At 72.1% G+C, this 23,674-nt stretch carries 28 protein-coding genes; 16 read left to right on the top strand and 12 right to left on the bottom strand.

All coding sequences use genetic code 11. The annotated features are described in order from the left end of the window. Positions 1–71: 71 nt before the first annotated feature. Entirely contained in the window at positions 72–686 is a 615-nt protein-coding gene (locus tag B0I31_RS30970) for a TetR/AcrR family transcriptional regulator (RefSeq protein WP_106618935.1), read from the top strand. 15 nt (positions 687–701) lie between these two features. Here B0I31_RS30970 and B0I31_RS30975 read toward each other — a convergent pair whose 3' ends face one another. Beyond that, complete coding sequence (locus B0I31_RS30975) at positions 702–1,241, bottom strand: DUF3558 family protein (protein WP_106618936.1); 540 nt, start codon at positions 1,239–1,241, stop codon at positions 702–704. A 164-nt stretch (positions 1,242–1,405) separates the two neighbouring features. Here B0I31_RS30975 and ligD point away from each other — a divergent pair, with 164 nt between their 5' ends. The 8 genes from ligD (at position 1,406) to B0I31_RS42740 (ending at position 9,779) form a co-directional block, all read left to right on the top strand. Next, complete coding sequence (gene ligD, locus B0I31_RS30980; RefSeq protein ID WP_106618937.1) at positions 1,406–2,398, top strand: non-homologous end-joining DNA ligase; 993 nt, start codon at positions 1,406–1,408, stop codon at positions 2,396–2,398. Positions 2,399–3,043: 645 nt separating this feature from the next. Then, positions 3,044–3,199, top strand: a complete 156-nt coding sequence (locus B0I31_RS42115) for a hypothetical protein (RefSeq protein ID WP_245950566.1) — start codon at positions 3,044–3,046, stop codon at positions 3,197–3,199. Between the two features lie 40 nt (positions 3,200–3,239). Next, positions 3,240–4,127, top strand: coding sequence for a phosphotransferase family protein (locus tag B0I31_RS30985; protein ID WP_245950567.1), 888 nt, complete (start codon positions 3,240–3,242; stop codon positions 4,125–4,127). 137 nt (positions 4,128–4,264) lie between these two features. After that, positions 4,265–4,462, top strand: coding sequence for a hypothetical protein (locus B0I31_RS30990; RefSeq protein ID WP_106618939.1), 198 nt, complete (start codon positions 4,265–4,267; stop codon positions 4,460–4,462). 124 nt (positions 4,463–4,586) lie between these two features. Then, positions 4,587–7,355, top strand: coding sequence for a glycosyl hydrolase (locus B0I31_RS42120; protein ID WP_245950568.1), 2,769 nt, complete (start codon positions 4,587–4,589; stop codon positions 7,353–7,355). Positions 7,356–7,392: 37 nt separating this feature from the next. Next, positions 7,393–8,340: a DUF1996 domain-containing protein gene (locus tag B0I31_RS31000; protein WP_106618940.1), complete on the top strand. Its 948-nt coding sequence runs from the start codon at positions 7,393–7,395 to the stop codon at positions 8,338–8,340. 96 nt (positions 8,341–8,436) lie between these two features. Then, positions 8,437–9,039, top strand: coding sequence for a DUF2238 domain-containing protein (locus tag B0I31_RS31005; protein WP_106618941.1), 603 nt, complete (start codon positions 8,437–8,439; stop codon positions 9,037–9,039). Positions 9,040–9,089: 50 nt separating this feature from the next. Beyond that, positions 9,090–9,779: a DUF6319 family protein gene (locus B0I31_RS42740; protein WP_106618942.1), complete on the top strand. Its 690-nt coding sequence runs from the start codon at positions 9,090–9,092 to the stop codon at positions 9,777–9,779. 1,260 nt (positions 9,780–11,039) lie between these two features. Here B0I31_RS42740 and B0I31_RS31015 read toward each other — a convergent pair. Next, positions 11,040–12,557, bottom strand: coding sequence for an alpha/beta hydrolase (locus B0I31_RS31015; RefSeq protein ID WP_245950569.1), 1,518 nt, complete (start codon positions 12,555–12,557; stop codon positions 11,040–11,042). A 150-nt stretch (positions 12,558–12,707) separates the two neighbouring features. On the opposite strand from B0I31_RS31015, the gene B0I31_RS31020 reads away from it, so the two are divergent. Next, on the top strand, positions 12,708–13,604 hold the full coding sequence (locus B0I31_RS31020) for an EamA family transporter (RefSeq protein WP_425444439.1): 897 nt from the start codon (positions 12,708–12,710) through the stop codon (positions 13,602–13,604). A gap of 3 nt (positions 13,605–13,607) precedes the next feature. After that, the gene (locus B0I31_RS31025) at positions 13,608–14,045 is read left to right on the top strand and encodes an iron chaperone (RefSeq protein ID WP_106618945.1); all 438 of its coding nucleotides are present in this window, start codon (positions 13,608–13,610) and stop codon (positions 14,043–14,045) included. Here B0I31_RS31025 and B0I31_RS31030 read toward each other — a convergent pair. Genes B0I31_RS31030 through B0I31_RS31070 form a run of 9 tightly spaced genes read right to left on the bottom strand, consistent with a single transcriptional unit; the run spans position 14,042 to position 18,700 of the window. Further along, positions 14,042–14,518, bottom strand: coding sequence for a hypothetical protein (locus tag B0I31_RS31030; RefSeq protein ID WP_146174009.1), 477 nt, complete (start codon positions 14,516–14,518; stop codon positions 14,042–14,044). The two genes, B0I31_RS31025 and B0I31_RS31030, sit on opposite strands and share 4 nt — an antisense overlap. Before the next feature lie 27 nt (positions 14,519–14,545). Further along, positions 14,546–15,619, bottom strand: coding sequence for an ATP-dependent DNA ligase (locus B0I31_RS31035; protein ID WP_106618947.1), 1,074 nt, complete (start codon positions 15,617–15,619; stop codon positions 14,546–14,548). Positions 15,620–15,645: 26 nt separating this feature from the next. Continuing rightward, positions 15,646–16,179: an alkaline shock response membrane anchor protein AmaP gene (locus B0I31_RS31040; RefSeq protein WP_106618948.1), complete on the bottom strand. Its 534-nt coding sequence runs from the start codon at positions 16,177–16,179 to the stop codon at positions 15,646–15,648. Then, positions 16,176–16,676, bottom strand: coding sequence for a DUF6286 domain-containing protein (locus B0I31_RS40880; protein ID WP_181320555.1), 501 nt, complete (start codon positions 16,674–16,676; stop codon positions 16,176–16,178). The genes B0I31_RS31040 and B0I31_RS40880 overlap by 4 nt, the downstream gene beginning before the upstream one ends. Continuing rightward, positions 16,677–16,964 carry an Asp23/Gls24 family envelope stress response protein gene (locus tag B0I31_RS31050; RefSeq protein ID WP_245950570.1) on the bottom strand — a complete coding sequence of 96 codons (288 nt, stop codon included), beginning with the start codon at positions 16,962–16,964 and terminating at the stop codon, positions 16,677–16,679. A 26-nt stretch (positions 16,965–16,990) separates the two neighbouring features. Next, the gene (locus B0I31_RS31055; RefSeq protein WP_106618950.1) at positions 16,991–17,167 is read right to left on the bottom strand and encodes a hypothetical protein; all 177 of its coding nucleotides are present in this window, start codon (positions 17,165–17,167) and stop codon (positions 16,991–16,993) included. Further along, complete coding sequence (locus B0I31_RS31060) at positions 17,164–17,418, bottom strand: hypothetical protein (RefSeq protein ID WP_245950571.1); 255 nt, start codon at positions 17,416–17,418, stop codon at positions 17,164–17,166. The genes B0I31_RS31055 and B0I31_RS31060 overlap by 4 nt, the downstream gene beginning before the upstream one ends. A gap of 5 nt (positions 17,419–17,423) precedes the next feature. Next, positions 17,424–17,873, bottom strand: coding sequence for an Asp23/Gls24 family envelope stress response protein (locus B0I31_RS31065; RefSeq protein WP_106618952.1), 450 nt, complete (start codon positions 17,871–17,873; stop codon positions 17,424–17,426). Between the two features lie 53 nt (positions 17,874–17,926). Continuing rightward, positions 17,927–18,700: a pyrimidine reductase family protein gene (locus tag B0I31_RS31070; protein ID WP_106619067.1), complete on the bottom strand. Its 774-nt coding sequence runs from the start codon at positions 18,698–18,700 to the stop codon at positions 17,927–17,929. A 39-nt stretch (positions 18,701–18,739) separates the two neighbouring features. Here B0I31_RS31070 and zapE point away from each other — a divergent pair, with 39 nt between their 5' ends. The 5 genes from zapE (at position 18,740) to B0I31_RS40885 (ending at position 22,900) form a co-directional block, all read left to right on the top strand. Continuing rightward, entirely contained in the window at positions 18,740–19,750 is a 1,011-nt protein-coding gene (gene zapE / locus B0I31_RS31075; RefSeq protein ID WP_106618953.1) for a cell division protein ZapE, read from the top strand. Positions 19,751–19,817: 67 nt separating this feature from the next. Further along, on the top strand, positions 19,818–20,060 hold the full coding sequence (locus B0I31_RS31080) for a DUF3040 domain-containing protein (protein ID WP_106618954.1): 243 nt from the start codon (positions 19,818–19,820) through the stop codon (positions 20,058–20,060). A gap of 148 nt (positions 20,061–20,208) precedes the next feature. Continuing rightward, entirely contained in the window at positions 20,209–21,846 is a 1,638-nt protein-coding gene (locus B0I31_RS31085) for an ABC-F family ATP-binding cassette domain-containing protein (protein WP_219910872.1), read from the top strand. Between the two features lie 20 nt (positions 21,847–21,866). Then, on the top strand, positions 21,867–22,724 hold the full coding sequence (locus B0I31_RS40145) for a COX15/CtaA family protein (RefSeq protein WP_181320557.1): 858 nt from the start codon (positions 21,867–21,869) through the stop codon (positions 22,722–22,724). 29 nt (positions 22,725–22,753) lie between these two features. Continuing rightward, a complete protein-coding gene (locus B0I31_RS40885) occupies positions 22,754–22,900 on the top strand; it encodes a hypothetical protein (RefSeq protein WP_181320560.1) in 147 nt (48 codons plus the stop codon). Between the two features lie 27 nt (positions 22,901–22,927). On the opposite strand, the gene B0I31_RS31100 is transcribed toward B0I31_RS40885, so the two are convergent. Then, a complete protein-coding gene (locus tag B0I31_RS31100) occupies positions 22,928–23,665 on the bottom strand; it encodes a histidine phosphatase family protein (RefSeq protein ID WP_106618955.1) in 738 nt (245 codons plus the stop codon). Positions 23,666–23,674: the final 9 nt, after the last annotated feature.

A 23,674-nucleotide genomic window follows, 5' to 3' on the forward strand; every position in this document is an offset into this window, starting at 1 on the left:
GACCTCCTAACCGAACGGTGTTAGGTTATCTAACCTAGGCGCGGAATCGACCACAGGCAAGGGGAGCGGACATGCCGAGGAGCCCGATCCTGAGTGCCTCGCGCATCCGGACCGCCGCACTGCACATCATCGACCGGGACGGGCTGGACGGCCTGTCGATGCGCAAACTGGCCTCTGAGCTGGGCGTTCAGGCCGCGTCGCTGTACGGGCACGTGAGCACGAAGGACGACCTGCTGCACGAGGTGGCCGCCGGGATCCTGGAGCAGGTCGACGTCTCCGGGTTCGAGGGCGGCGACTGGCGGCACGGCCTGCGCAGCTGTGCCCGTTCCTACCGGGCGGCGCTGGCCGCGCACCCCAACATCGTGCCGTTCCTGGCGTACGGGCCGGCGCACCGCGAGGCGTCGCTGCGCCGGCTGGACGTGGTGCACGGCGGCCTGGTGGCGGCGGGCTGGTCACGGCGTGAGGCGACGATGATCGCGGCGTCGTTGATGTACCTGGTGTTCGGCGCGGCGCTGAGCTCGTTCTCCAGCGGGTTCTCCGAGGACCAGACGTTCTACGGGGACCGCTACCCGAACCTGGACAAGGCCCACCTGCTGCCGTCCGTGGCCCGCGAACTGGACCACGACAGCTTCGAGCTGGCGCTGGAGGCGCTCGTCACCGGGCTGGGGGCGCGGGCGCACGACTGAGCCGTGCGCCCGGCCTCACGGGAGCTTGGGCGCGATCAGCTCGGCGGCCTCGGTGGCCAGCGCGCAGGCTGCCGCGGTGTCGGTCGAGGTGGCTTCCCCGGTGGCGATGACCTGGACGCTGGACGACGCCGACGTCTCGATCACCACGTGGCAGGCGTGTGCGGCGTCCTGCGGTGCCTCGACCCTGGCGGCCTCGTACTTGCCGATCTTCGTCGGCTTGACCTGGTCGCTGCGGTAGCCCAGGCCGTCGAGGCCCTGGGAGGGGTGGATCCCGGCACTGGCCTGCCCGCTCGCGCCACCGCGCCAGCTGCACACGTCGGCGTCACCCGACCGGTCCTCCACGCCGGGGTACTCCAGCCCCAACCGCCCGACCTCGTCCGAGGTCAGCAGTTCGCAGGGCGGCAGGTCGGCGAGCGCCCGGTTCAAGTCGTCACCCGATGGCGCGGTGGCCACCGCGGTGGGCGCGGACTCGGGCGAGCTCGACGTGCAGGCCGTCGCCAGCAGTGCGAGGCCGGTGGCACAGCCGATCAGAAAGCGGGTGGTTGCGCGATTCATGACTGCCTGCGTCCTCGGAGGTCGTCGATCGAGCACCAATGGTAGGTGTGGATCACCGTGGCCACTTCGCCCGAACGGTGTACCTGGCGGCGTCGGTTCGGTAGTTCGGTTCGCCCGTTCGCGGTTCCGGGTGGGGTGGCGGTGGCGTTGTTACCCTCACCCGTATGGCCCAGGCTGTGGAACTGACCGTCGGCGATCGCGTGGTGCGGGTGTCCAACCCGGGCAAGCTCTACTTCCCCGAACGCGGGATCACCAAGATCCAGGTGGTCGAGTACTACGTGGCCGTCGCCGAACCGCTGCTGCGGGTGCTGCGCGATCGGCCCACCACGTTGAAGCGGTACGTCGACGGGGTGACGGGGGAGGCGTTCTACCAGAAGCGGTTGCCCAAGGGCGCGCCCGAGTGGGTCGAGACGGCGCGCATCAAGTTCCCGTCCGGCCGTCCCGCGGACGAGGTGTGCCCGACCGAGCCCGCCGTGCTGGCGTGGGCGGCGAACCTGGGCACGTTCGACTTCCACCCGTGGCCCGTGCGCCGGGCGGACACCGACCGGCCCGACGAGCTGCGCGTCGACCTCGACCCGCAGCCGGGCACCGACTTCCGGAACGCGGTCGAGGTCGCCATGGTGCTGCGCGAGGTGCTGGACGAGCTGGGGCTCACGGGGTACCCGAAGACGTCCGGCGGCCGCGGCATCCACGTGGCCGTGCGCATCCGGCCCGAGTGGGACTTCGTGGACGTGCGGCACGCCGTGATCGCGTTGGCCCGCGAGGTGGAACGGCGCGTGCCGGACAAGGCGACCACGTCGTGGTGGAAGGAAGAACGCGGCGAACGGGTCTTCCTGGACTTCAACCAGGCCGCCCGGGACCGCACCATCGCCTCCGCCTGGTCGGTCCGCGGCACCCCGCGCGCCACCGTGTCGACCCCGGTGACGTGGGACTGCCTGTCCACTGTGGACCCGGACGACTTCGACGTGCTCACCGTGCCGGGGTACCTGGCGGACAACGGCGACCCGCACGCGTCCCTGGACGACGAGGCGTTCGGCATCGAGCGCCTGCTGGAGTGGTACGAATCCGATGACAGGGGCGAGATGCCGTACCCACCGGACTACCCGAAAATGCCCGGCGAACCACCGCGCGTCCAGCCGTCGCGGAAGCGGAACTAGGAGACGCGCGGACCGCGGACGACGGGGTGGGGCGGAACGACGAACGACGGCTCGCCGATGATGCCGACATGACCGGAGACCGCCCCGAGCCGTTACCCCGCTCCAGCCGACCCGCTCCCGCGAGCGGGAAGTCCCGGCCGCCGTTGCCGGCGGTGCGTCGTTCGCCGGGGGAAGCCGGTTCGAGGAAGCTGTGACCGGCCACCGAGCGTCGAGTTTCGCGTCGTGGCCCGCGGGGTGGTGGCCTGCCGACGAACACGGCCCCATCGACGGCCGTGCGGGCACCTGGCACCGGATTGTCCACGTCAAGGTGGTCGTCTCGAACGGCCGACGAGAGGCGCCGATCAGCTCTGCCTGACGTCGGTGCCGGCCCGCTTCGACACCACGGCGCACGCGCCGGTGAAGCCGATCAGAGGCCGGGCGTCCGGGGTTCGTAGTCTGCTCCGGTGGGCGAGGTGGTCTGATCGGGTCATCCGTCCGAGTGGTGTTCGGTGGGCCAGAGGGGCGGGGTCGGGGGCGGTTGGCTCTGTGGCTGCGCAGGTCACGGCGTCAGGCTGGGTGGCGGCGGCGCCACAGGTGAGCACCGCTGGTCCTCGCGTCACGGACGGGGGATCGCGTGGTCCGGAGGGGCGGGAGGATGGTGGCCGCATGAACGCTCGACGCATCGAGGTTGTCCTGCCCGCCGACGTGTCGGCTCGTGATTCCGCGGCCGTCGCCCATGCCATCGGGGCGGTGTTGGACGAGGCGGGGGTGGACGCGGAGGTCGAGCTCCAGGCCGAGGAGCCGGACGAAGACGGTCGATAATAGGTCGCCCGCGCTGGGTGGACGATCTAGCCTGCCGGCCGTGAGCTTTCCGCCTGCGGTGACCGAAGAGCAGTTCGAGGCGTTGGACGACGACGCGTTGCGGCCGGGGGTGGAGGCGTTGTTGGGGCACCTCGGGGTGTCCGGCCACGTGGAGCGGTTCGCGGACGGGTCGTTGCCCGTGTACGCGGTGGGGGACCGGCACGTGGTGAAGTTGTTCCCCGCGGTCCACCTGGACGAGGTCGCGACCGAGCGGGACGTGTTGGAGGCGGTGCAAGGGCGGTTGCCGGTGCCGACGCCCGAGCTGCACGCGGCGGGGGAGTTCGGTGGGTGGGGGTACGTCCTCATGGAACGGCTGCGTGGCGCCAGCCTGAAGGACGTGTGGCCGGGCCTTGACGCGGCGTCCCGGCGTGAGGTGTCACGGCAGGTGGGGGAAGCGTTGGCGGCCCTGCACGAGGTCACGCCGCCGCCGTTGGGGCCGGACGACTGGGCGGAGTTCGTGCGCACGCAGCGGAAGGGGTGCGTCGAACGGCAGCGCGGTCGTGAACTCGCCCCGCGCTGGCTGGAGCAGATCTCGGACTTCCTCGACTCCGTCGACCTCGGGCGACCCGAGTTGGTGCTGGCGCACACCGAGGTGATGAGCGCCCACCTCCTGGTCGAGGACGGCCGCCTCACCGGCCTGTTCGACTTCGAACCGGCCATGCGCGCCGCCCGCGAGTACGAGTTCGTCGCCACCGGCGTCTTCCTCACCCGCGGCGAACGCCAGGCCAACCGGGCGCTGCACGACGGCTACGGCCGCGCGGTCGACCCGCGGAAGGTGCTCGCCTACACGCTCCTGCACGTCTTCTCGAACCTCGCCTGGTACCTGCGCGAGGTGCCGACGCGGGCCACCACGCTGGACGAGCTGGCCGACCACTGGTTCGGCGCCTGAGCCGCCTGAGCCGGGCCTGAGCCGCACCGAGCTGCCGGACCTTCGGCCAACCGGCTGTTTCCGACGACGCATCGGCCGCGATCCGACTGGTCCTCTCGTACCATGGACGCCAACGCCGAAGAGAGGGAGGCAAGCCGATGACGCAGGCGTACGTGGTGCGGTTCGTCGGTGGCCCGCTCGACGGCCGGGTCGACTCGCACGCCAAGCCGCCCGAGGCCCCGAAGCAGACCGTGACCCACGTCCACCTGCACGGCGGGCCGAAGATCGTGCACCACTACGACCTCCAGTACGCCGTCGAGTACGGCTGCGAGTACCGCCTCCGCGTCGAGGACTGACTCACCAGGGGCTCTTAACAGAGTCAGAAGCGGCCAACCGTAGACACACGCCTTACCTGCGGTTTACCGTTTGGCTTGCGTGAGAGCGCTCTCACAGAGCTGTGAGTCCCTGCTGGAGGTCCCTGTGCGTTCAATCCGCCCCCACCTGGCGGCCCTGGTGGTCGCCGTGGCCGCGGCTGCCGCGATCCCGCTCGCCCTACCCGGAACGGCCGATGCCGTCACGGTCGGCGCGGGCAGCTACGCCACCACCCGCCCCGCGGGCGCGGTCGGCCCGTCCGACTCCAACGGCGCACCCCTGACGCCGAAGGTCACGTCCCGGATGGTCGGCCGCCCGGTCCCGACCAACGACTGGTGGTCGTCCCTGGCCTTCCAGCGCTACCCCGGGAACCCCTACTCCGAGAACATGTACGCCCACCCGCTGACGTTCCACGCGGCGGCGCAGGGCCTGGGCGTCGGCTACCCGACCAGTCCGAACATCACCCCGGACGGCCGGTTCTACGAGTTCATGCACCGGGACGACCTGTTCGTCGGCGTGAGCGGCCTCAACGCGCCGCGCACGCAGGTCGACGGCTGGTCCGACTGGACGGTAAGTCCACTGTGGACAGATGGGGCGCGCACCCTGCGCACCACCATCGGCCACGGCTCCCCGTACGTGTACGCGGAGGCCAGCGGCGGCGCGGCGCGCGTCGGCTTCAACGGCGCCACCACGATCTGGAGCAACACCGGCACCACCCTCGGCGTCACGATCAACGGCCGCGACTACGCCCTGTTCTCGCCGAGCACCTGGAACGTCGTCGGCACCGCGGAGGCCACCTCCAACGCGGCGTTCTTCTCGGTGGCCGTGCTGCCGAGCCGCGACGCGCTGGCGCTGTTCCAGCGCTACGCGTTCTCGTTCGTGACCGACACCAAGGTCAACTGGACCTACAACTCGGCGAACGCCCAGCTCACGGCCACCTACACGGCCACGACCACGGCACGCCAGGGCACCCAGACCGGCACCCTGCAGGCCCTCTACCGGCACCAGTGGCTCAACTCCACCGACGCCATGACCGCCTACCGCTACACCTCCCCGCGCGGTGAGATGCGGCTGCGCGAGGGCTCGTCGTTCACCACCCGCAGCACGTTCAACGGCGTCCTGCCCGCGCTCCCCCTGTCCCCGGCAGCCGACCAGAACCGCCTGCGCGCCGAGATCGACCAGGAGCTCAACGCCGCCGACCCGTGGAAGGGCGCGGGCGACACCTACTGGACCGGCAAGGCGTTGTGGCGCCTGGCGGCGCTGGCCCGGGTGGCCAACCAGATCGGCTACACCGCCGGCCGCGACCGGCTGCTGGGCATGCTCCGCGACCGGCTCACCGACTGGCTCACCGCGACGCCCGGCGAAGCGGGCAACCACTTCGCCTACGACGCCACGTGGGGCACGCTGATCGGCTACAAGGCCTCCTACGGCACCGACGCCGAGCTGAACGACCACCACTTCCACTACGGCTACTACGTGCTGGCCGCGGCGATCCTCGCGCAGCACGACCCGGCGTGGGCGTCCGACTCCCGGTACGGCGGCATGGTCAAGCTGCTGGTCAAGGACGCCAACAACTACGACCGCGGCGAGACGCGCTTCCCGTTCCTGCGCAACTTCGACGCCTACGCGGGCCACGGCTGGGCGTCCGGCCACGCCGGTTTCGCGCACGGCAACAACGAGGAGTCGTCGTCCGAGGCGATGATGTTCGCCACCGCCGCGGTGCTGTTCGGCCAGGCGACCGGCGACACCGCGCTGCGCGACGCGGGCATCTACCTGCACACCACGCAGGAGAGCACGATCGCCCAGTACTGGTTCGACAAGGACGACACGGTGTTCCCGGCGGCGTTCCAGCACGGCACGGTCGGCATGGTGTGGGGCGCGGGCGCCAGCTACAGCACGTGGTGGACGGCGAACCCGGAGGAGATCCACGGCATCAACATGCTGCCGATCACCGGCGGCTCGCTGTACCACGCCGACTACAAGGCCGACATCCTGCAGAACGTCAACGAGCTGCGCGCCAACAACGGCGGCACCGAGGTCGAGTGGAAGGACGTCATCACCCAGTTCCTGGCGATCGCCGACCCGGCGCAGGCACTGGCCAACTACGGCTCCGGCCTGCCGCCCGAGGACGGCGACTCGCGGGCGCACGCCTACCACTGGATCACGTCCCTGAACACCTACGGCACGCCCGACACGTCCGTCACCGCGAACGTGCCGACGCACGCCGTGCTGAGCAAGAACGGCGCCCGCACGTACGTCGCCTACAACCCCGGCACGACGACGGCGACGGTCACGTTCTCGGACGGGCAGACCCTCTCCGTGCCGGCGTCGTCCACCGCGTGGCGCGGTCCGGTGGGCAGCGGTACCGACTCCGGCACCGGCGGCGTGAACCCGACGACTACCACTACGACGACCACCACTACCACCACGACGACGACCACGACGACGACCGCTCCGCCGGTCAGCCGTGACGCCTTCGCCACCATCCAGGCCGAGTCCTACGACCAGCACCAGGGCGTGTTCAAGGAGACGACCACCGACACCGGTGGCGGCCAGAACATCGCCGGCATCGCCAACGGCGAGTGGGCGCTGTTCCGGGGCGTCGACTTCGGCACCCGCACCGGGCGGCAGTTCATCGCCCGGGTCGCCAGCGGCGCGGCGGGTGGCGTGAGCGGCCTGGTCGAGGTCCGCGTCGGCAGCCCCACGGCGGCACCGCTGGGCAGCTTCGCCATCGCCAACACCGGCGGCTGGCAGAGCTGGCGCACCGTGCCCGCCAACATCACCGGCCTGACCGGCAAGCACGACGTCTACCTCACCTTCACCAGCGGCCAGCCGGCCGACTTCGTCAACGTCAACTGGATCACGTTCGGCTCCTAGACCTGCCGCCGCATCCCGCTCCACCGGAGGAGATCGGATGAACGCGAGATTGAGAGGTGTCATCGGCGCCGCGTCCGTCGCGCTGGCACTGGCCCTGATCGGGTCGGTGGTCGCATACCAGCCGGCGGGCGCGGGCCCCGCGCAGAACCACGCCGTGAACCACGACAACCACCCGGCCGCACCGGACGCGCACCAGGCCGCGGCCATCGAGGGTCAAGCCGGCATCCAGGCCGCCTCGGAGTTCCGCGCCAACTGCCGCGCGAGCCACCGGTCCGGCAACGACCCGATCATCTACCCCAACCAGACCGGCGTGTCGCACGTACACGAGTTCTTCGGCAACCGGTCGACCAACGCGTCGTCCACGTACACGTCGCTCAAGGCGGCGGGCACCACGTGCGACCCGGTGGTCGACCTGTCCGCCTACTGGGTGCCCACCCTCTACAAGAACGGGCAGCCGGTCGCGCCGGAGAGCGTCACCGTGTACTACCAGGGCATCCACGACATGCAACGCGCCGTCGCGCACCCGCCGAACATGAGGTACGTGGTCGGCAACGCCCGGGCGACCAGCCCGGACCAGAACCCGGCCGCGCGGTGGTCGTGCACCACGCAGTCGCCGTCCAGCCGGGACTTCCTGAACTGCCCGGCGGGCACCAAGCTGGAGACCTACCTCGACTTCCCGACCTGCTGGAACGGCCGGGACCTCGACAGCGCCAACCACAAGGACCACATCGTGTTCTGGGCGGGCTCGTGCCCGTCCACGCACCCCGTGGTCCTGCCCAGGATGGAGTTCCTGATCACCTACCCGGTCAACGGCGGCGGGCTGTCGCTGGGCGGGACGGTGAACGGGGTCAACGTCACCAACGCGCCGGGGTACACCTTCCACGGTGACTTCATCAACGCGTGGGACCAGCCGGAACTCGAACGACGGGTGCGGAACTGCGTGAACGCGGGTCGCATCTGCGGCACCAACGGCAACCCGATCTAGGGCTGCGCGCGGGCGGCGGAGGCCTTCGGGCGCTCCGCCGCCCGTCCTTTGTGGACTGTTGCACGCCGGTGCCCGCCGGGTGGCAGGATCTGCGGGATGGAGCCCAAGGACCGCCTGCCCGTCACCCTCGCGGTACTCGTCGTGGTGGCGGTCGTGGTGTCCGCCATCCGGCCCAAGAGCTACCCCGCGTGGCTGCTGGAGGTCGCGCCGATCCTCATCGCGCTGCCCCTGCTGGCCTGGACCCGCCGCCGGTTCCCGCTGACCGCGCTCGCGTACTGGCTGATCTTCGGCCACGCCCTGGTGCTCGCGCTCGGCGCCCACTACACGTACGCCGAGGTGCCGTTCGGCGACCTCTGGACCGACCGCAACCACTACGACCGGTTCGCCCACTTCGTGCAGGGTTTCGTGCCCGCGGTGCTGGTGCGGGAGATCTTGTTGCGGCGGACCCCGCTGCGGCCGGGGCGGTGGACGTTCTTCCTCGTGTCGGCCACGTGCCTGGCCGTGAGCGCGGGGTACGAGTTCGTGGAGTGGGCCGGTGCGGTGATCGGCGGCGAGGCGGCGACGGACTTCCTTGGCACGCAAGGGGATGTCTGGGACACGCACTGGGACATGCTCCTTGCGCTCGTGGGGTCGGTGGTCGCACAGTGGGCGCTCGGGCGTGCGCACGACCGGCAGCTCGCGGAATTGTCGGTGGCGTAGGGCAAGCTGCACACGACGGATCTTGTGCAAGTCGTGGAGGTAGGTAGGCGATGGCGAAGGCGAAGCAGAGCTCGTTGTCCCCGCAGGACATCGACCACCTGCGCGCGGAGTTGGCCGCGGGCCGTCCGCCCGCGGTCTGGTTCACCTCCGCCGCGGTGGGGGTGGAGGCCGGGCGTTCGGCGAAGGTGGTGGCGTTCAGCGAGCCCGCGGAGGGTGATTTCATCCAGGTGCGGCCGACCGGGGAGAAGGACGACCTGTCGTTCTCACCGGCCGAGCTGACCGTGGAGAAACCGGCTCCGCGCAAACGCACCCCGGCTCCCGCTCCCGCCGCCGCTCCCGTGGCCCCCGCCCCGGTCGAGCACATCTACACGCCGGGGCCCGCACCGGCTCCTCCGAAGCCGAAGCCCGCACCCGCTCCTGCCACTTCGGCTCCCGCTTCGGGTGAACGCAGGCCCGCCGCGCGCAAGCAGGCGAAGCCGGCCGAGGTGACGGTGACGTTGTCGTCGACCGCGGAGGGCGAGTGGACGGTCGACGTGCAGTGGGGTTCGAAGCGCACGCTGAGGGCCGCGCCGGTGGCCGCGTCGGCGGTGTCGCAGGCGGCGAAACTGCTGCCGGCGGAGGTCGACGAGGCGGTCGAGAGCGTGCTCAGCGCGGCCCGCGAGCGGCACTTGGCGCGGGTCGAGCAGTTGCGGGCGGAGCTGGAGGCGGCTCAGCGGGCGTTGGCCGAACTGACGGGCTGACCTGGCGCGAACACGTATTGCAACATCCTGATGATTGCCGTTCCGCGATCGGGTGAGGGTACTTCCCCTGGCCGGCGGTAGGGGCGGACGGTGGGGTCGAAATACCTTCGGTCGCACGAAGTCCCTCGACGCCGCGGAGGCACAAGATGGTTGTTGAGAACACGACGGCTGAGCAAGCGCAGCTCGGCAGCTGCGGCTGCTGCACCGGATGCACCGGCCCGGGCTGCGGGTGTTGCTCCAGCTGCTGACCAACCGTTCCGCCCGACAACACACCAACCAACCCCCGGCCCCGGCCGCCCAACGAGCCGGGGCCCGGGACCACCCGCCCCCAACCGACCGCGCCAGGTTGGCGGCGGCTCACCGGCCCTCCAACCCCCAACCTCCAATCCACCAACCTTCACCTCATCAACACCCCACCGCCAAACCCGGGCAACCCCGCTCCCACCCACTTGCCTCGCCGCCAAACCACGCCGTGCAATCGGCTTCGCGGCTTCGCGGCTTCGCGGCTTCGCGCAAGGCGCTCGCCTTGCCTCGCGCCACCCGGTGACGCCCTGGCTTCGCACCGGCTTGAGGCGCCTCTGCCCTTCCTCCCGCCAACCGCCCTTCCGCCAACCACGCGGCGCAGTCGGCGCCGCAGGACCCGGCGGCGCTTGCCTTGCCCAGCGCCCAAAACCCGGCGCGCGGCCTCACAGCAACCCGGGGCGGCACCTGCCTTGCCACGCGCAACGACTGGTGCGCTGGGATTCCTCGCGGCTCGGGCACGACCCTGACTTCCCCCGAGCCACTGGCGACACGCCGATTTCCGCCTGCCCGGGCCCGATCCATCTGGCGCCGGGCATCAGCTCGACGGCGCACCGCTTCACGGGGCCCACGCCGCTGCCCTGTCTCGTCAAGCGCCGACGACGGTGTGCCGCGGTGCTCGCCGCTGACCGTTCCACGGCTCGTCTGCTGGCGGCGGTCCGGGCTCGCGTGGTCCGGGGTCGTGGGCGAGGGCTGGGGTCGTGGTGGGCGGGGGGCTGGGGGCGGAGGGCTGGAGGCTGGGGGCGATTTGAGCGGGGGTGGAGTCGGGCGGGTTGGGGTTGGGCGGAGGGGGTGGTTTCGGCGGGTCCGCTGGTTTTCAACCGAGGTGCGGTAACGGTGTTTCCGTACATTTTTGGGCGATGATCACCCGATTGTGTTTGGTCGGGTGGGGGCCTGGCGGGTTGGACGCGTCGGCACCGAGGGCAGGTTAGTGGGTCGGCGAGCGGTGTGCAGGGTGGGTCACGGTGGGCAGACGGTGCCGTTGGACGGGACCTTGGCGTCCACCAAGAACTCCTCCGCCGCCCTCGTCGCGCACGCCGACTGGCCGAGTGCGCCGTGACCGCCACCTTGCCAGCCGACCACGACCCCGGCGGGCAGGGCTTGGGCGGCACGTTCACTACCGTCGCGGGGCGTTACCGGATCGGTGGACGTGGTCAGCACGAGCATCGGCGGGGCACCGACCAGCCTCGGCACCTTGACCTGCTGCGGCACGGGGAAGGGGCCGCAGGCCAGGAGCTTGCGGGCGAAGTAGGTGCCGAACAGCGGGTGCTTGGTGCGCCAGTCCGCGGTCAGGCCGGCCACCCGCTCGGGCGGCACGCGGGTCGTCGTGTCGTTGCAGCCGGTGATGACGGCGGCGTCGATGCGGGGCGGGTCGTCCTCCTGCTCGACCAGCAGCGGCTCGATGAAGGCGCTCAGCTTGGCGCCGTCGCCACCTTCCGCGGCCACGATGGCGTCGGCCAGCGCCGTCCACCGCGAGCGGTCCGCGATGCCGGCCAGGACGGCTTCCGTGGCAGTACCCGGGGTCAGGTCGAAGTCACCACCGCGCAACGGCTTGTCCCGCAACGACTCCAGCAGCGCCTTGAACCGGTCCGTCGCACCGGCACCCAGCGGGCAGCCCCGGATCACGCAGTCCTTCTGGAACGCCGAGAACGTCTCCTCCGCCGCCACCGCCCGCGTCTGCGACACCGCCGTCACGTCCAGCGTCGGGTCCGGCGCGCCGTCGAACACCATCCGCCCGATCCGGTCCGGGAACCGCGCCGCGTACAGGGTCAGCACCCGCGAACCCTCACCGAACCCGACCGCGTTCAGGTGCGGCACGTGCAACGCCTCGCGCAACTGCTCCAGGTCGGCCGACGCGCGCCACGAGTCCACCGCGGGCAACCGGTTCTCCATGTCGAGCACGCACTCGCGGCTGGCCAGCGTGTACGCGTCGACCAGGTCCTCGTTCGACTCCGCACCGGGATCGGCCTCCACGATGCCCACCCGCGCCGCGTCCGGCATGCACTGCACGGGGTCCGACTCGCCGGTGCCCCGCCGGTCCACACCGATCAGCGTGTACGTGCTCAGCACCGTCGCGGGCAGGCTCGCGGCCAGCCGCGCGGCCTTCACCGTCCCCGGCTCACCACCCGCCTCGCCGACCACGACCAGCGGGCTGCCGCCCGTGCCGACGCGCAGCAGCGACATGCCGAGGCTGCCCCGCCCGGGACGGCTCGGCACGTCCAGCCGCACGGTGAGCTGCGTGCACTCGTACTCCCACGTGCCCGCCGGCGCCGAGTCACCCATCCGCTCGCGCGTCGAGTCCGTGCACGACGACCACGCCATGCCGGGCGTCTCGAAGCTCGCCAGCGGCGGGACCTCGCGCGGACCGGACGGCACGGTGGCCGACGACGGCTGCTCGCCGTCACCGTGCACGGCGATCACCGGCCGGGTCGACGGACCCGCGCTGCACGCGGCCAGCGCGCTCAGAGCCACCAGCATCCAAGTGGCGTGACGCCGACGCGGCACAGCGGTCCCCTCGCTCTCTCCCACGGCATTGGTCTCCCGAAGGTGTGGTGCAGAGCCTCACACAGTCCAGGTGAGACTTCGGTGAGCGGGCTGGGGGAGGATGTCGGCGTGGTCACGGTGCACATCGAAGGCGTCCCCGAACGCAGGCTCGGCCGATCGGGTCCGGTCACGCTCGCCGCCAAGGCGTTCGGGGCGATCCCGCCGACCGCTCTGGTCCTGTTGGGCGTGGTCAGCGTGCAGGTCGGCGCGGCCGTGGCCAAGCAGCTGTTCACCCAGGCGGGTGCCGCGGGCACGGTCACGCTGCGGCTCCTGCTGGCCGCCGTCGTGCTGCTGCTGGTGTGGCGTCCGTCGCTGCGCCTGGACCGGCGGACGTACGCGGTCATCGCCGGGTACGGGCTGGTGCTCGGCGCCATGAACCTGACCTTCTACCAGGCGATCAAGCACATCCCGCTGGGCGCGGCGGTCACCATCGAGTTCCTCGGGCCGCTGGCGGTGGCCGTGCTCGGGTCGCGGCGCTGGCTGGACGGGCTGTGGGCGCTGCTCGCGGCGGCCGGCGTGCTGCTGCTGACCAGGGTGGACGGCGGCCTGGCGCTGCCCGGGGTGCTGTTCGCGCTGGCCGCGGCGGTGTGCTGGGCCGGGTACATCCTGCTGGCGGCGGCGCTGGGCAGCCGCACGTCGGACGGCAAGGGCCTGGCGCTGGCGATGGTGTTCGGCGCGGCCCTGGCGCTGCCGTTCGGCGTGGCCGAGGCGGGCACGATGCTGCTCGACCCGGTGGTGCTGATCGCGGGCGCGGCGGTGGCGCTGCTGTCGTCGGTGATCCCGTACTCGCTGGAGCTGGAGGCGCTGCGCAAGATCCCGCCGCGCGTGTTCGGCATCCTGATGAGCCTGGAGCCCGCCGTGGCGGCGCTGGCCGGGCTGATCCTGCTGCACGAGTCGCTGCACCCGGCGCAGTGGGTCGCGGTGTTCTGCGTGGTGCTGGCGTCGGTCGGGGCGACCCGGACCGCGAGACCGGAGGTGTGAGCGATGGCCCAGAGCGAGGCCGCAACGGTCGAGGAGTACCTGGCCGAGCTGCCCGAGGACCGGCGGGCGACGGTGTCCGCGGTGCGGGACGTGATCCTGGCGAACCTGCCGGACGGGTACGTCGAGGGCATCCAGTGGGGCATGATCACCTACTCGGTGCCGCTGGAGGTGTCCGGCAAGACCTACAACGGGCAGCCGCTGGGGTACGTGTCGCTCGCGTCGCAGAAGAACCACGTCTCGCTGTACCTGATGGGTGTCTACGGCGAGCGCGAGCAGGAGTTCCGGGCCGAGTTCGAAGCGACCGGCCGCAAGCTCGACATGGGCAAGAGCTGCGTGCGGTTCAAGCGGACCGACGACCTGCCGCTCGACCTGATCGGACGTGAAGTCGCACGTCAGAGCGTGGCCGAGTTCGTGGCGAAGGCGAAGGCCGCCCGGTCCTAGGGCTGGGGCTTGGGCGGCTGCTCGGGCGGTGGCTCGTCGTTGCTGAGCCGCCCGTCGATCAGCTCGCCGCCGCGCTCCTCGAAGATCGCTGCGTAGGTGGCGGCGTACTTGCGGTAGACGGCGAGCATCTCGCCTTCCACCGCGTCGGCCACGTCGGCGCGGAACTCGTCGCGCAGCCGGCGCATGGTGTTCACCGCGCTGCGCCGCATCAGGCTGTGCAGGTAGGGCCGGAACGTCACGTTCAGCCCGCCCACCACGGCCGCCGTGAGCAGCAGCACCTTGCCCAGCGCCGTCTCCGACGAGGTGAAGCCCACCGCGAGCACGGCGGGCACGAAGATCAGCACCACGGTGTAGAACAGCCCGGTGGTGCGGTGCACGACCCGCCACATCGACAGCCGGCGGCAGTCGTGCCGCATGCGGTCGTCGAGTTCCCGGATGAGCACGCCCACGTCGGCTACAGGTAAGTCGGCCACAGCCCGTCACCGTACCGACCCGGGCGGTCACGCGGGGCGGACTTCGCCTCGCAGCACGGATTCCACGTCATAGCGGGCGGGCTGGTCGAGCTGGTCGTAGCGGCACGACGCGGGATCCCGGTCGGGCCGCCACCGGCGGAACTGGCCGTTGTGCCGCAGCCGGGCCGGCGCCGCGCCCTCGGTCTGCGAGTACGCGATCTCCAGCACGCGTTCCGGCCGCAACGGCACCCAGTCGGCGTGCTTGCCGCGCCACCGGTTGATCTCGCCGGGCAGCCGGCGGCCATCGGGCTCCACCAGCCACGGGTGCTCGCCGGTGGTGATCAGGGGTTGGAACTCCTCGGCCAGCGCACGCCGTTCGGCCGCCTTGAACGACCCGACCACGCCGACGTGGTGCAGGATGCCCGCGTCGTCGTGCAGGCCGAGCAGCAGCGAGCCGACCGCCGTGCCCGGTTCGGTGTCCTTGTGCCAGCGCAGCCCGGCCACCACGCACTCGGCGGTGCGGGCGTGCTTGACCTTGACCATGGTGCGCTTGCCGGGCGTGTACTCGCCCGCAGCGGGCTTGCCGATGACGCCGTCCAGGCCCGCGCCCTCGAACAGCTCGAACCACTGCGCGGCCAGGTCTCCATCAGTGGTCGCGGGCGTGAGGTAGAGGCCGTCGCCGGGCGTGATCAGGCCCTCCAACGTGGCACGGCGCTCGGTGCAGGGCCGCTCCAGCAGCAGGTCGTCGCCCACGGCCAGCACGTCGAACGCCACGAAGCTGGCCGGCGTCTGCTCCGCGAGCAGACGCACGCGGCTCTCCGCCGGGTGGATGCGCTCGGACAACGCGTCGAAGTCGAGCTTGTCGTCCTTGGCCACGACGAGCTCGCCGTCGACCACGATCCGCGGCGGCAGGGTGCGCTTCAGCGCGGCCTCGGCCTCCGGGAAGTACCGGTTGAGCGGCTTGCCGCTGCGGGACTGGAGGAACACCTCGTCGCCGTCGCGGAAGACCAGGCAGCGGTAACCGTCCCACTTCGGCTCGAACACCAGGTCCGCGCCGGTCGGGATCTTGTCCACCGCGGTGGCCAGCATCGGCTGCACGGGAGGGGTCAACGGGAGCGCCACCCGGCCATCCTGCCTGGTGGACCGCACTAGCGCACGCGTTGGCGCTCCCTCTTGGCCAGATCCAGCCGCACCGCGGCGGGCAGCACGTCGACACCGAGCGCGCTGCGCGCCCGGGACAGCACGCGGTCGTCCAGCTCACGCCACACCCGAGTCACGTCCGCGCCGTGCCGCAACGTCAGCCGCAGCCGCAGCGCGGGCGAGCCCACCACGGACACCTTCGCCCCGGCCACGCCGTGGACCTGCTCGGCGTCCGCCCGCACCGCCGCCGCGAGCGCCTTGGCGGTCACCACCACGTCGTCCAGGCGCAGGTCGGGGTGCCGTTCCGGGCGGATCGCGCGCCACGCCCACCACAGCCCGAGGACCACGGCCAGCAGGCCGAGCGCGAGGAGCCCGAGCCGGACGGGCAGCAGGTGCCGGCGGGCCCAGTCGAGCACGACCGGGTCCAGCACCGGCCGGTCCACGTCGAACCGGTGCAGCAGCACGGCCGCGCCGCCGACCAGCAGCGCGAGCGCGCCGAGCACGGCCGCCATCACGCGTTCGACGCGGTTCGAGCGGTTCACGGGCGGTCCTTGGGTGAGATGACCACGACCGACACCTTCGGCCGCACGGGCAGCGGCAGGTCGGCCACCGCCGCCTGAGCCACCTCCAGCAGCCGGGGCCGCAACGTCGCCTCGTCGTGCACCCGACTCCTCGCCCGGACTCGCACCTTGCGCCGCGACGCGGTGACCGACGCGTCCAGCACGCCTTCCTCCGCCCGCACGCGGTGCCCGACCACCCGGGCCAGGGACGTCGGCGTGGTCACCACCCGGACCCCGTCCGCCGGGTCGTCCAACGGCAGCTGCGCCACCCCCGCCCGTGACGCCAGGACCAGCAGGACCAGGCCACCGGCCGCCAGGGACGCGCCGAGCACGAGCACCGGCCGGTCCACCCAGGACCAGTCCGGGAGCGACCACGCGCGTCCGGTCCAGTGCCGGACCACCGCGACGGCCAGCAGCGCACCGGCGGCGGCCAGCGCCAGCCCGAGCAACGGCGACAGCACCCGCAGCAGGACCCGCACCTACACCACCCGCGGCCGGGTCGGGGCGCGCAGCGCGGACACCGTCAAGGCCAGAGACCGGACCCGGTACCCGGTGATCCGCTCCACCTCCTCGGTGACGTGCCGCCGGACGTCCGCGGCGGCGGTGCGGACGGGCGCGGGGTAGGGCAACGCCAGCTTCACCACCAGCTCCAGGTCACCGTCCGCCTCGCCGACGCCCACCTTCACCGCCGCGCTCGGTTCCGCGCCGGGCACCAGGCGGACGGCGTGCGCCGCCACCTTCCGCACGACGGTCGGGTGGATCTCCAATGACCCCTCCGCCTGGTCGGGGCCGGTCACTTGTCGCGGCCCCGGCCGAGCAGGTCGCCCAGGTCGAGCCCGCCGTCGAGGACCCGGCCCACGACCAGCCCGATCACCCCGACCGCCAGGGTCACCAGGAACGCGGTGAACCCGCCGGTCGCGGCCAAGCCCAGGACCAGGCCCGCGAGCAGGCCCGTCTGCGTCGCGCTCATCCGCCCTCCAACTCCAGGTCGGCCACGGTGACGTCCACCGGCGCGCGGCCGGTCACCCGCGCCACGTGCGCCCGCAGCTCCGACACCACCTCGGCGATCGGCCGGTCCGGCCGCAGCACCACCGCGACCTCGACCCGGTCGCCGACCCGGACGCCGTCCACCCGCCGCCCGGGCAGGTAGGAGGCGACCGCGCCGTCCAGCCGCGCCACGTCCGGGTGGGCCAGCAGCGCCGACTCCACGTCCTCCGCCACGTCCGTCACTCGACCCGCGACCCCGTCGACGGCGCGGTCTCCTCGTCGTCCTCGGGCAGGTGGATGTCGTTCACCGCGATGTTGACCTCGATGACCTCGAGCCCGGTCATCCGCTCGACCTGGCCGATCACGTTGCGCCGCACGGCCCGCGCCAGGTCGACGATGCTCGCGCCGTACTCGACGATGATGTCCAGGTCGACCGCGGCCTGCCGCTCGCCCACCTCGACGGCCACGCCGGCGGTGCTCGCGGTGCCCGCGCCGGGGATCCGCTCGCGCAGCGCGCCGAACGCCCGCGACACACCGCCGCCCACGGCGTGCACGCCGGAGATCTCCCTGGCCGCGATGCCCGCGACCTTCTGCACGACCGACGACGCGATCGTGGTCCGGCCCAACTCGGTGTCGTCGGCCGGACGCGCGGTGCCGGTGTCCGGCTTGACGGCGGTGCTCTGAGCCACGGCGGATCCCTCCGAATCGTTGCGTGCCCGTTCGGAGGCGGACCGTAGCCGGATCAGGCCGGTGATGCGCCCGACGTCACCGGATCAGGCGTCACCCTCCGGTACCGCAGGAGGAGGGCGCTGTCGGCGTGCAGCACCGACGCCAACTCCATCGACCGAGGTGACGGCGGCAGCGGGCCCACCGCGATCCGGCCCGCGTCACCGCCCGCGAGCAGCGGGGAGAACGTCACGCACAGCACGTCCACCAGGTCGGCGTCGATCAGCGCGCCGAACACGTGCGGCCCGCCCTCGCAGTCGACCCGGCGCAACCCGCGCTCGTCCAACGCCGCCAGCGCCAGGTCCATGGACACCGCCTCCTCACCGGCCACGACGACGTCCGCGCCCGCCGCCGCCAGCGCGTCACGCCGCTCCCGGGGCGCCGCCGCCGTGGTGAGGATGATCGGCGGCACGGACGTGCTGGTCACCAGGGCGGATGTCGGCTCGATCGAGCACCGCCCCGTCACCACCGCGATCGGCGGCACGGGCGTGAGGCCCAGCCTGGCCCGCCGGGACGCGCGGACCTCGCCCGCCTTGACCCCCTGGTAGCCCTCGACCAGGGCCGTGCCCGCGCCGACGAGCACCACGTCGCACAGGTCGCGGCCGAGCATGAACACCTTGTGGTCGGCCGCGTTGCCCAGCCCCTCGGACCGCCCGGCGACCGACACCGCACCGTCCACGCTGGACACGAAGTTCACCTGCACCCACGGCCGGTCCAGTCCGGCTGGGTAGTCGTAGAGCCGTTCCAGCTCCTCGTCGGTGATCTCGCCGTCACGTGGTGGCCACAACATCCGCACCGCCACATCCCAGCACGCCGTTACGATCCGGTCATGTCCGCCCCGCCGCGCCTGTCCGACCGAACCCCGCACGTCGCCGCGGACGAGCTGGTGGACGCGATGGTCCCGCCGCCCCGCTTCGACGCGGTCCGCTTCGACACCTACCTGCCCAACCCGGACGAGCCGAGCCAGGCGGCGGCGGTGCGGGCGTGCCGGGAGTTCGCCGAACGCGTGTCCGAGGGCGACCGCCGGGGCGTGCTGGGCCGGCTGTTCAAGCGGTCGGGTGACGGCGAGGCCAAGCCCGGCCTCTACCTCGACGGCGGGTTCGGCGTCGGCAAGACCCACCTGCTGGCGTCGGTGTGGCACGCAGTGCCCGGTCCCAAGGCCTACGGCACGTTCGTCGAGCTGACCAACCTGGTCGGCGCGCTCGGCTTCGGCGAGACCGTGCGCCGGCTGTCGGCGCACAAGCTGCTCGCGATCGACGAGTTCGAGCTGGACGACCCGGGTGACACGATGCTGGTCACCCGGTTGATCAAGGAGTTGACCGCGGCGGGCGTGTCGGTCGCGGCCACGTCGAACACGCTGCCGGACAAGCTGGGCGAGGGCCGGTTCGCCGCCGCCGACTTCCTGCGCGAGATCCAGTCGATGTCGGCGAAGTTCACGGTGGTCCGGGTCGACGGCCCCGACTACCGCCACCGCGGCCTGCCGGACGCGCCGCCGCCGATGGCCGACGAGGACCTGGTGGCCAAGTCCCAGGGCACGCCCGGCAGCACGTTGGACGAGTTCGCCGACCTGTGCGACGCGCTGGCCAGGATCCACCCGTCGAGCTACGGCCGGCTGGTGGACGGCGTCACGGCGGTGCACCTGCGCCACGTCCGGCCCGCGCCCGACCAGGCGGTGGCGCTGCGGCTGGTGGCGCTCGGCGACCGGCTCTACGACCGGGACATCCCGGTGGCGGTGTCCGGCGAGCCGCTCTCGGAGCTGTTCACGGCCGAGATGCTGCGCGGCGGCTACCGCAAGAAGTACCTGCGGGCGGTATCGCGCCTGGTGGCGCTGTCACGCTGATCTTGCCTGCTCAGACCCCCGTTCAGGGGAGTTTTGCGGGTGGTCCGCCGGGTATCCATCGGCCGTGATGAGCGAAGCGGAACGCCGCACCCTCAGTGAGATCGAGAGCAGACTCGCGGACGAGGAGCCGGGCCTCGCCTCGGCGCTCGTCGCCGGCAAACCCCGGCACCCCGTGCTCAGCTACGCCCTCGTGGCCACGTTCGGCGGTCTGGGCGTGCTGCTGCTGTTCCTCGGGGCGTTCGGCCCCGCCCTGGCGTCGCTCGGGTTCGGCGCGCTGCTGATGCTGATGCGCGGCTACACCTGGCGCTGAGCCGGCACCGCCGGGCAGGCGCACACCAGCCGCGAGCTCATCGCACCGTCGCGCCGCGTCCGGCCACGCCCGTCAGCCGACCCCGGGTCCGGGGAGCCTCGTCACACTTCGCGGATCCGGCCTAATCCGCTGGCCACGGGCGGCTGCCATGGCCGACCATGCGCGGGTGGGATTCCTGGACGCGAACGGCCTCGCCTTCCGCCTGCCCGACGGCCGCGAGCTGTTCCGCGACGTGTCGTTCAAAGTCGGCACGAACAGCGTGGTCGCCCTGGTCGGCGCGAACGGCGTCGGCAAGACGACGTTGCTGAGAATCCTGTCCGCCGAGCTGACGCCCACCGCGGGCAGCGTCCGCGTGCAGGGCGGCTTGGGCGTGATGCCTCAGTTCGTCGGCTCGGTCCGGGACGAGAGCACCGTCCGCGACCTGCTGCTGGCCGCGTCACCGGCGCCGCTGCGCGCCGCGGCGCAAGCGCTGGACGAGGTCGAGCTCCAGCTCATGGAGACCGACGACGAGCCGACCCAGATGCGGTACGCCGACGCGATCACCGCGTGGGGCGAGGTCGGCGGCTACGACGCCGAGGTGCTGTGGGACACCGTCACGGTGGCCGCGCTGGGCGTGCCGTTCGACCGGGCCCGGTTCCGCGAGGTCCGCACGCTGTCCGGCGGCGAGCAGAAGCGGCTGGTGCTCGAAGCGCTGCTGCGCGGGCCGGAGCAGGTGCTGCTGCTGGACGAGCCGGACAACTACCTCGACGTGCCGGGCAAGCGGTGGCTGGAGGACCGGCTGCGCGAGACCGGCAAGGCCGTGCTGCTGGTCAGCCACGACCGGGAACTGCTCGACGTGGCCGCGACGCACGTGGTCACGGTCGAGGCGCACTCGGCGTGGACGCACGCGGGCTCGTTCGGAACCTGGCACGCCGCCCGCACCGCCCGGATCGAACGCCTCGCCGAACTGCACCGCCGCTGGAACGAGGAGCACGACCACCTCAAGGAACTCGTCCGCACGCTCCAGATCCAGGCGCGGATCAGCGAGGTGATGGCCGCGAAGTACCGGGTCATGCGGGCCAAGCTGGAGCGGTTCGAACAGGCCGGTCCGCCGCCCGAGCTGCCCACCGACGAGAAGGTGGCGCCCCGGCTGCGCGGTGGCCGCACCGGCGTGCGGGCCATCACCTGCGAGAACCTCGAACTGACCGGCCTGATGAAACCGTTCGACGCGGAGATCTTCTTCGAGGACCGGGTCGCGGTCCTGGGTTCGAACGGCTCCGGCAAGAGCCACTTCCTGCGGCTGCTCGGCGGCGGCGACGTCGCGCACACCGGCGTGTGCCGCCTCGGCGCCCGGGTCGTGCCAGGCCTGTTCGCGCAGACCCACCAACACCCGGAGTGGATCGGCCGCACGCTGGTCGACGTCCTGTGGCACGGCGAGGACGGCCGCAAGGGCCTCGACCGGGGTGCCGCGATGTCCGTCCTGAGCCGCTACGGCCTGGGCAAACAGGGCGACCAGCGGTTCGAGACACTGTCCGGTGGCCAACAGGCACGGTTCCAGGTGCTGCTGCTGGAGCTCTCCGGCGCGACCTTGCTCCTGCTGGACGAGCCAACCGACAACCTCGACCTGAACTCCGCCGAGGCCCTGCAGGACGCCCTGGAAGGCTTCACGGGCACCGTCATCGCCGTCACCCACGACCGCTGGTTCGCCCGCAACTTCGACCGCTTCCTGCTCTTCCGCTCCGACGGCCGAGTAGTCGAAGTCGACGAGCCGGTCTGGGACGAGACGCGGGTCAAGCGCGTTCGGTAGCGCGATCTAGGCTGCCGGAGGTGAACGTTTTGCGGCTTCCCGTCCGCCGGTCCGCGTACGCGGCGGCCGTGGCGGCGCTCGTGGCCAACGTGCTGATCGTGCTCACCGGCGCGTTGGTGCGCCTGACCGGCTCCGGGCTGGGGTGCCCGACGTGGCCGAGCTGCACCGACGACTCGTTCGTCACCACGCCGGAGATGGGCGTGCACGGCGTGGTCGAGTTCGGCAACCGGGTGCTCGGCATCGTCGTCGGCCTGATCACCCTGGCCCTCGTGGTCGCGGTGGCCCGCCATCGCGACCGCCCGCCCAAGGCGCTGCCGCTGGCAGTCGGCGTCCTGGTCGGCGTGGGGTTGCAGGGCCTGATCGGCGGGCTGAGCGTGCGCCGGGCGCTCGCGCCCGAGATCGTCGCCGTCCACTTCCTGGTCAGCACGGTGCTGGTCGCGGCGCTCGTCGTGCTGGTCGACCTGCTCGGCCGGCCCGACGCCGTGCTGCGCGCACCGGCGGACCTCCGGCTGCGGATCGGCCTGGCGGCGATGCCCGTGGCGCTCGCCGGCGTCCTGGTGCTCGGCACCCTGGTGACCGGCAGCGGCCCGCACGCCGGTGACGAGGACGCCCGCCGGTTCGGCTTCGACCCCGCCGAGGTGGCGGCGTTCCACGTGCTGTTCGTCGTGGTGCTGCTCGGGCTCCAGGTCGGGGCGGCGATCGTGCTGCGCACTCCGGCGGCGTTCGCCGCGGTGGCGCTGTCGATCACCCAGGGCGTGATCGGCTCGGTGCAGGAGGCGTTGGCCCTGCCGGTGCCACTGGTGGCCGCGCACGTGGTCACCGCCGCGCTGGTCGTCGCGGCCACCACCCACCTCACCGTGCGGGCGTTCCGGGTCTAGTCGGTCACCCGCCGTGCCATGCTCGGAGCATGGACACCGGTTCGGTGGTGGCGGTGGTCGCCTTCCTGCTCGTGATCGTGGGCGGTGTGGTCCTGGCCGTGCGGGGACGCGACGACCAGAGCCGCGACGACGTCGGGCCGCCGATGAACTCGTCCGACGGCGGTGGTGGCGGCTGAGCCGACGGCTCGACCGGTGACGAGCGGCTAGCGGGCGCTCGGCTCGGGCGCGCGGGTCGACTGGTCCTCCGACGCGGTCGGCTCGACGCCCTGCTCGACCAGGTGATCGGTCTCGAACTCGCGTTCCAGCACCCACACCCCGTCCTCGCGCCGCCACGACGTCACCGAAGCATTGGGCACCACGGTGTTGCGCGCGAACGCCGCCAAATCCGGCTCGGGCAGGCACTCCAGCAGGTAGCGCAACAGGTACGCCTGCAACTCGTGCCCGAACAGCAGCACCCGCCGCCCGTCCAGGTCACGCAGCAGCGACCGCAGCCGCAACGCCACGTCCGCCCACGACTCACCGCCCGGCGGCCGGTAGTAGAACTTGCCCAACCGCCGCTCGCGCGCCCGCTCCTCCGGGTGCCGCAGCGCCACCCCGCGCGTCGTCAACAGGTCCAGCACACCCAGCTCACGGTCACGCAGCCGCTCGTCCACCCGTGCCCGGGGGTGGTGCCCACCCACGGTGAGCCGCGCCGTGTCGATGGCCCGCCGGTACGGCGAGCACACCACCAGATCCGGCCGCCGCTCGTCCGGCAGCGCGGCGAACCACCGGCCCAGTGCCCGGCCCTGTTCCTCGCCCCGCGCCGACAGCGGCACGTCCGGGTCGCGCTCCGGGATGTCGACGACCTCGTCACCGGCCGACTCCGCGACCTCCCGCGCCACGTTGCCGGTGCTCTCGCCGTGCCTGATCAGCCCGATCCAGTCCGCCCCAAGGGAGTCCACCTGAGCCAA

This window comes from Saccharothrix carnea (assembly GCF_003014735.1).
In the GTDB taxonomy this organism is placed as follows: domain Bacteria; phylum Actinomycetota; class Actinomycetes; order Mycobacteriales; family Pseudonocardiaceae; genus Actinosynnema; species Actinosynnema carneum.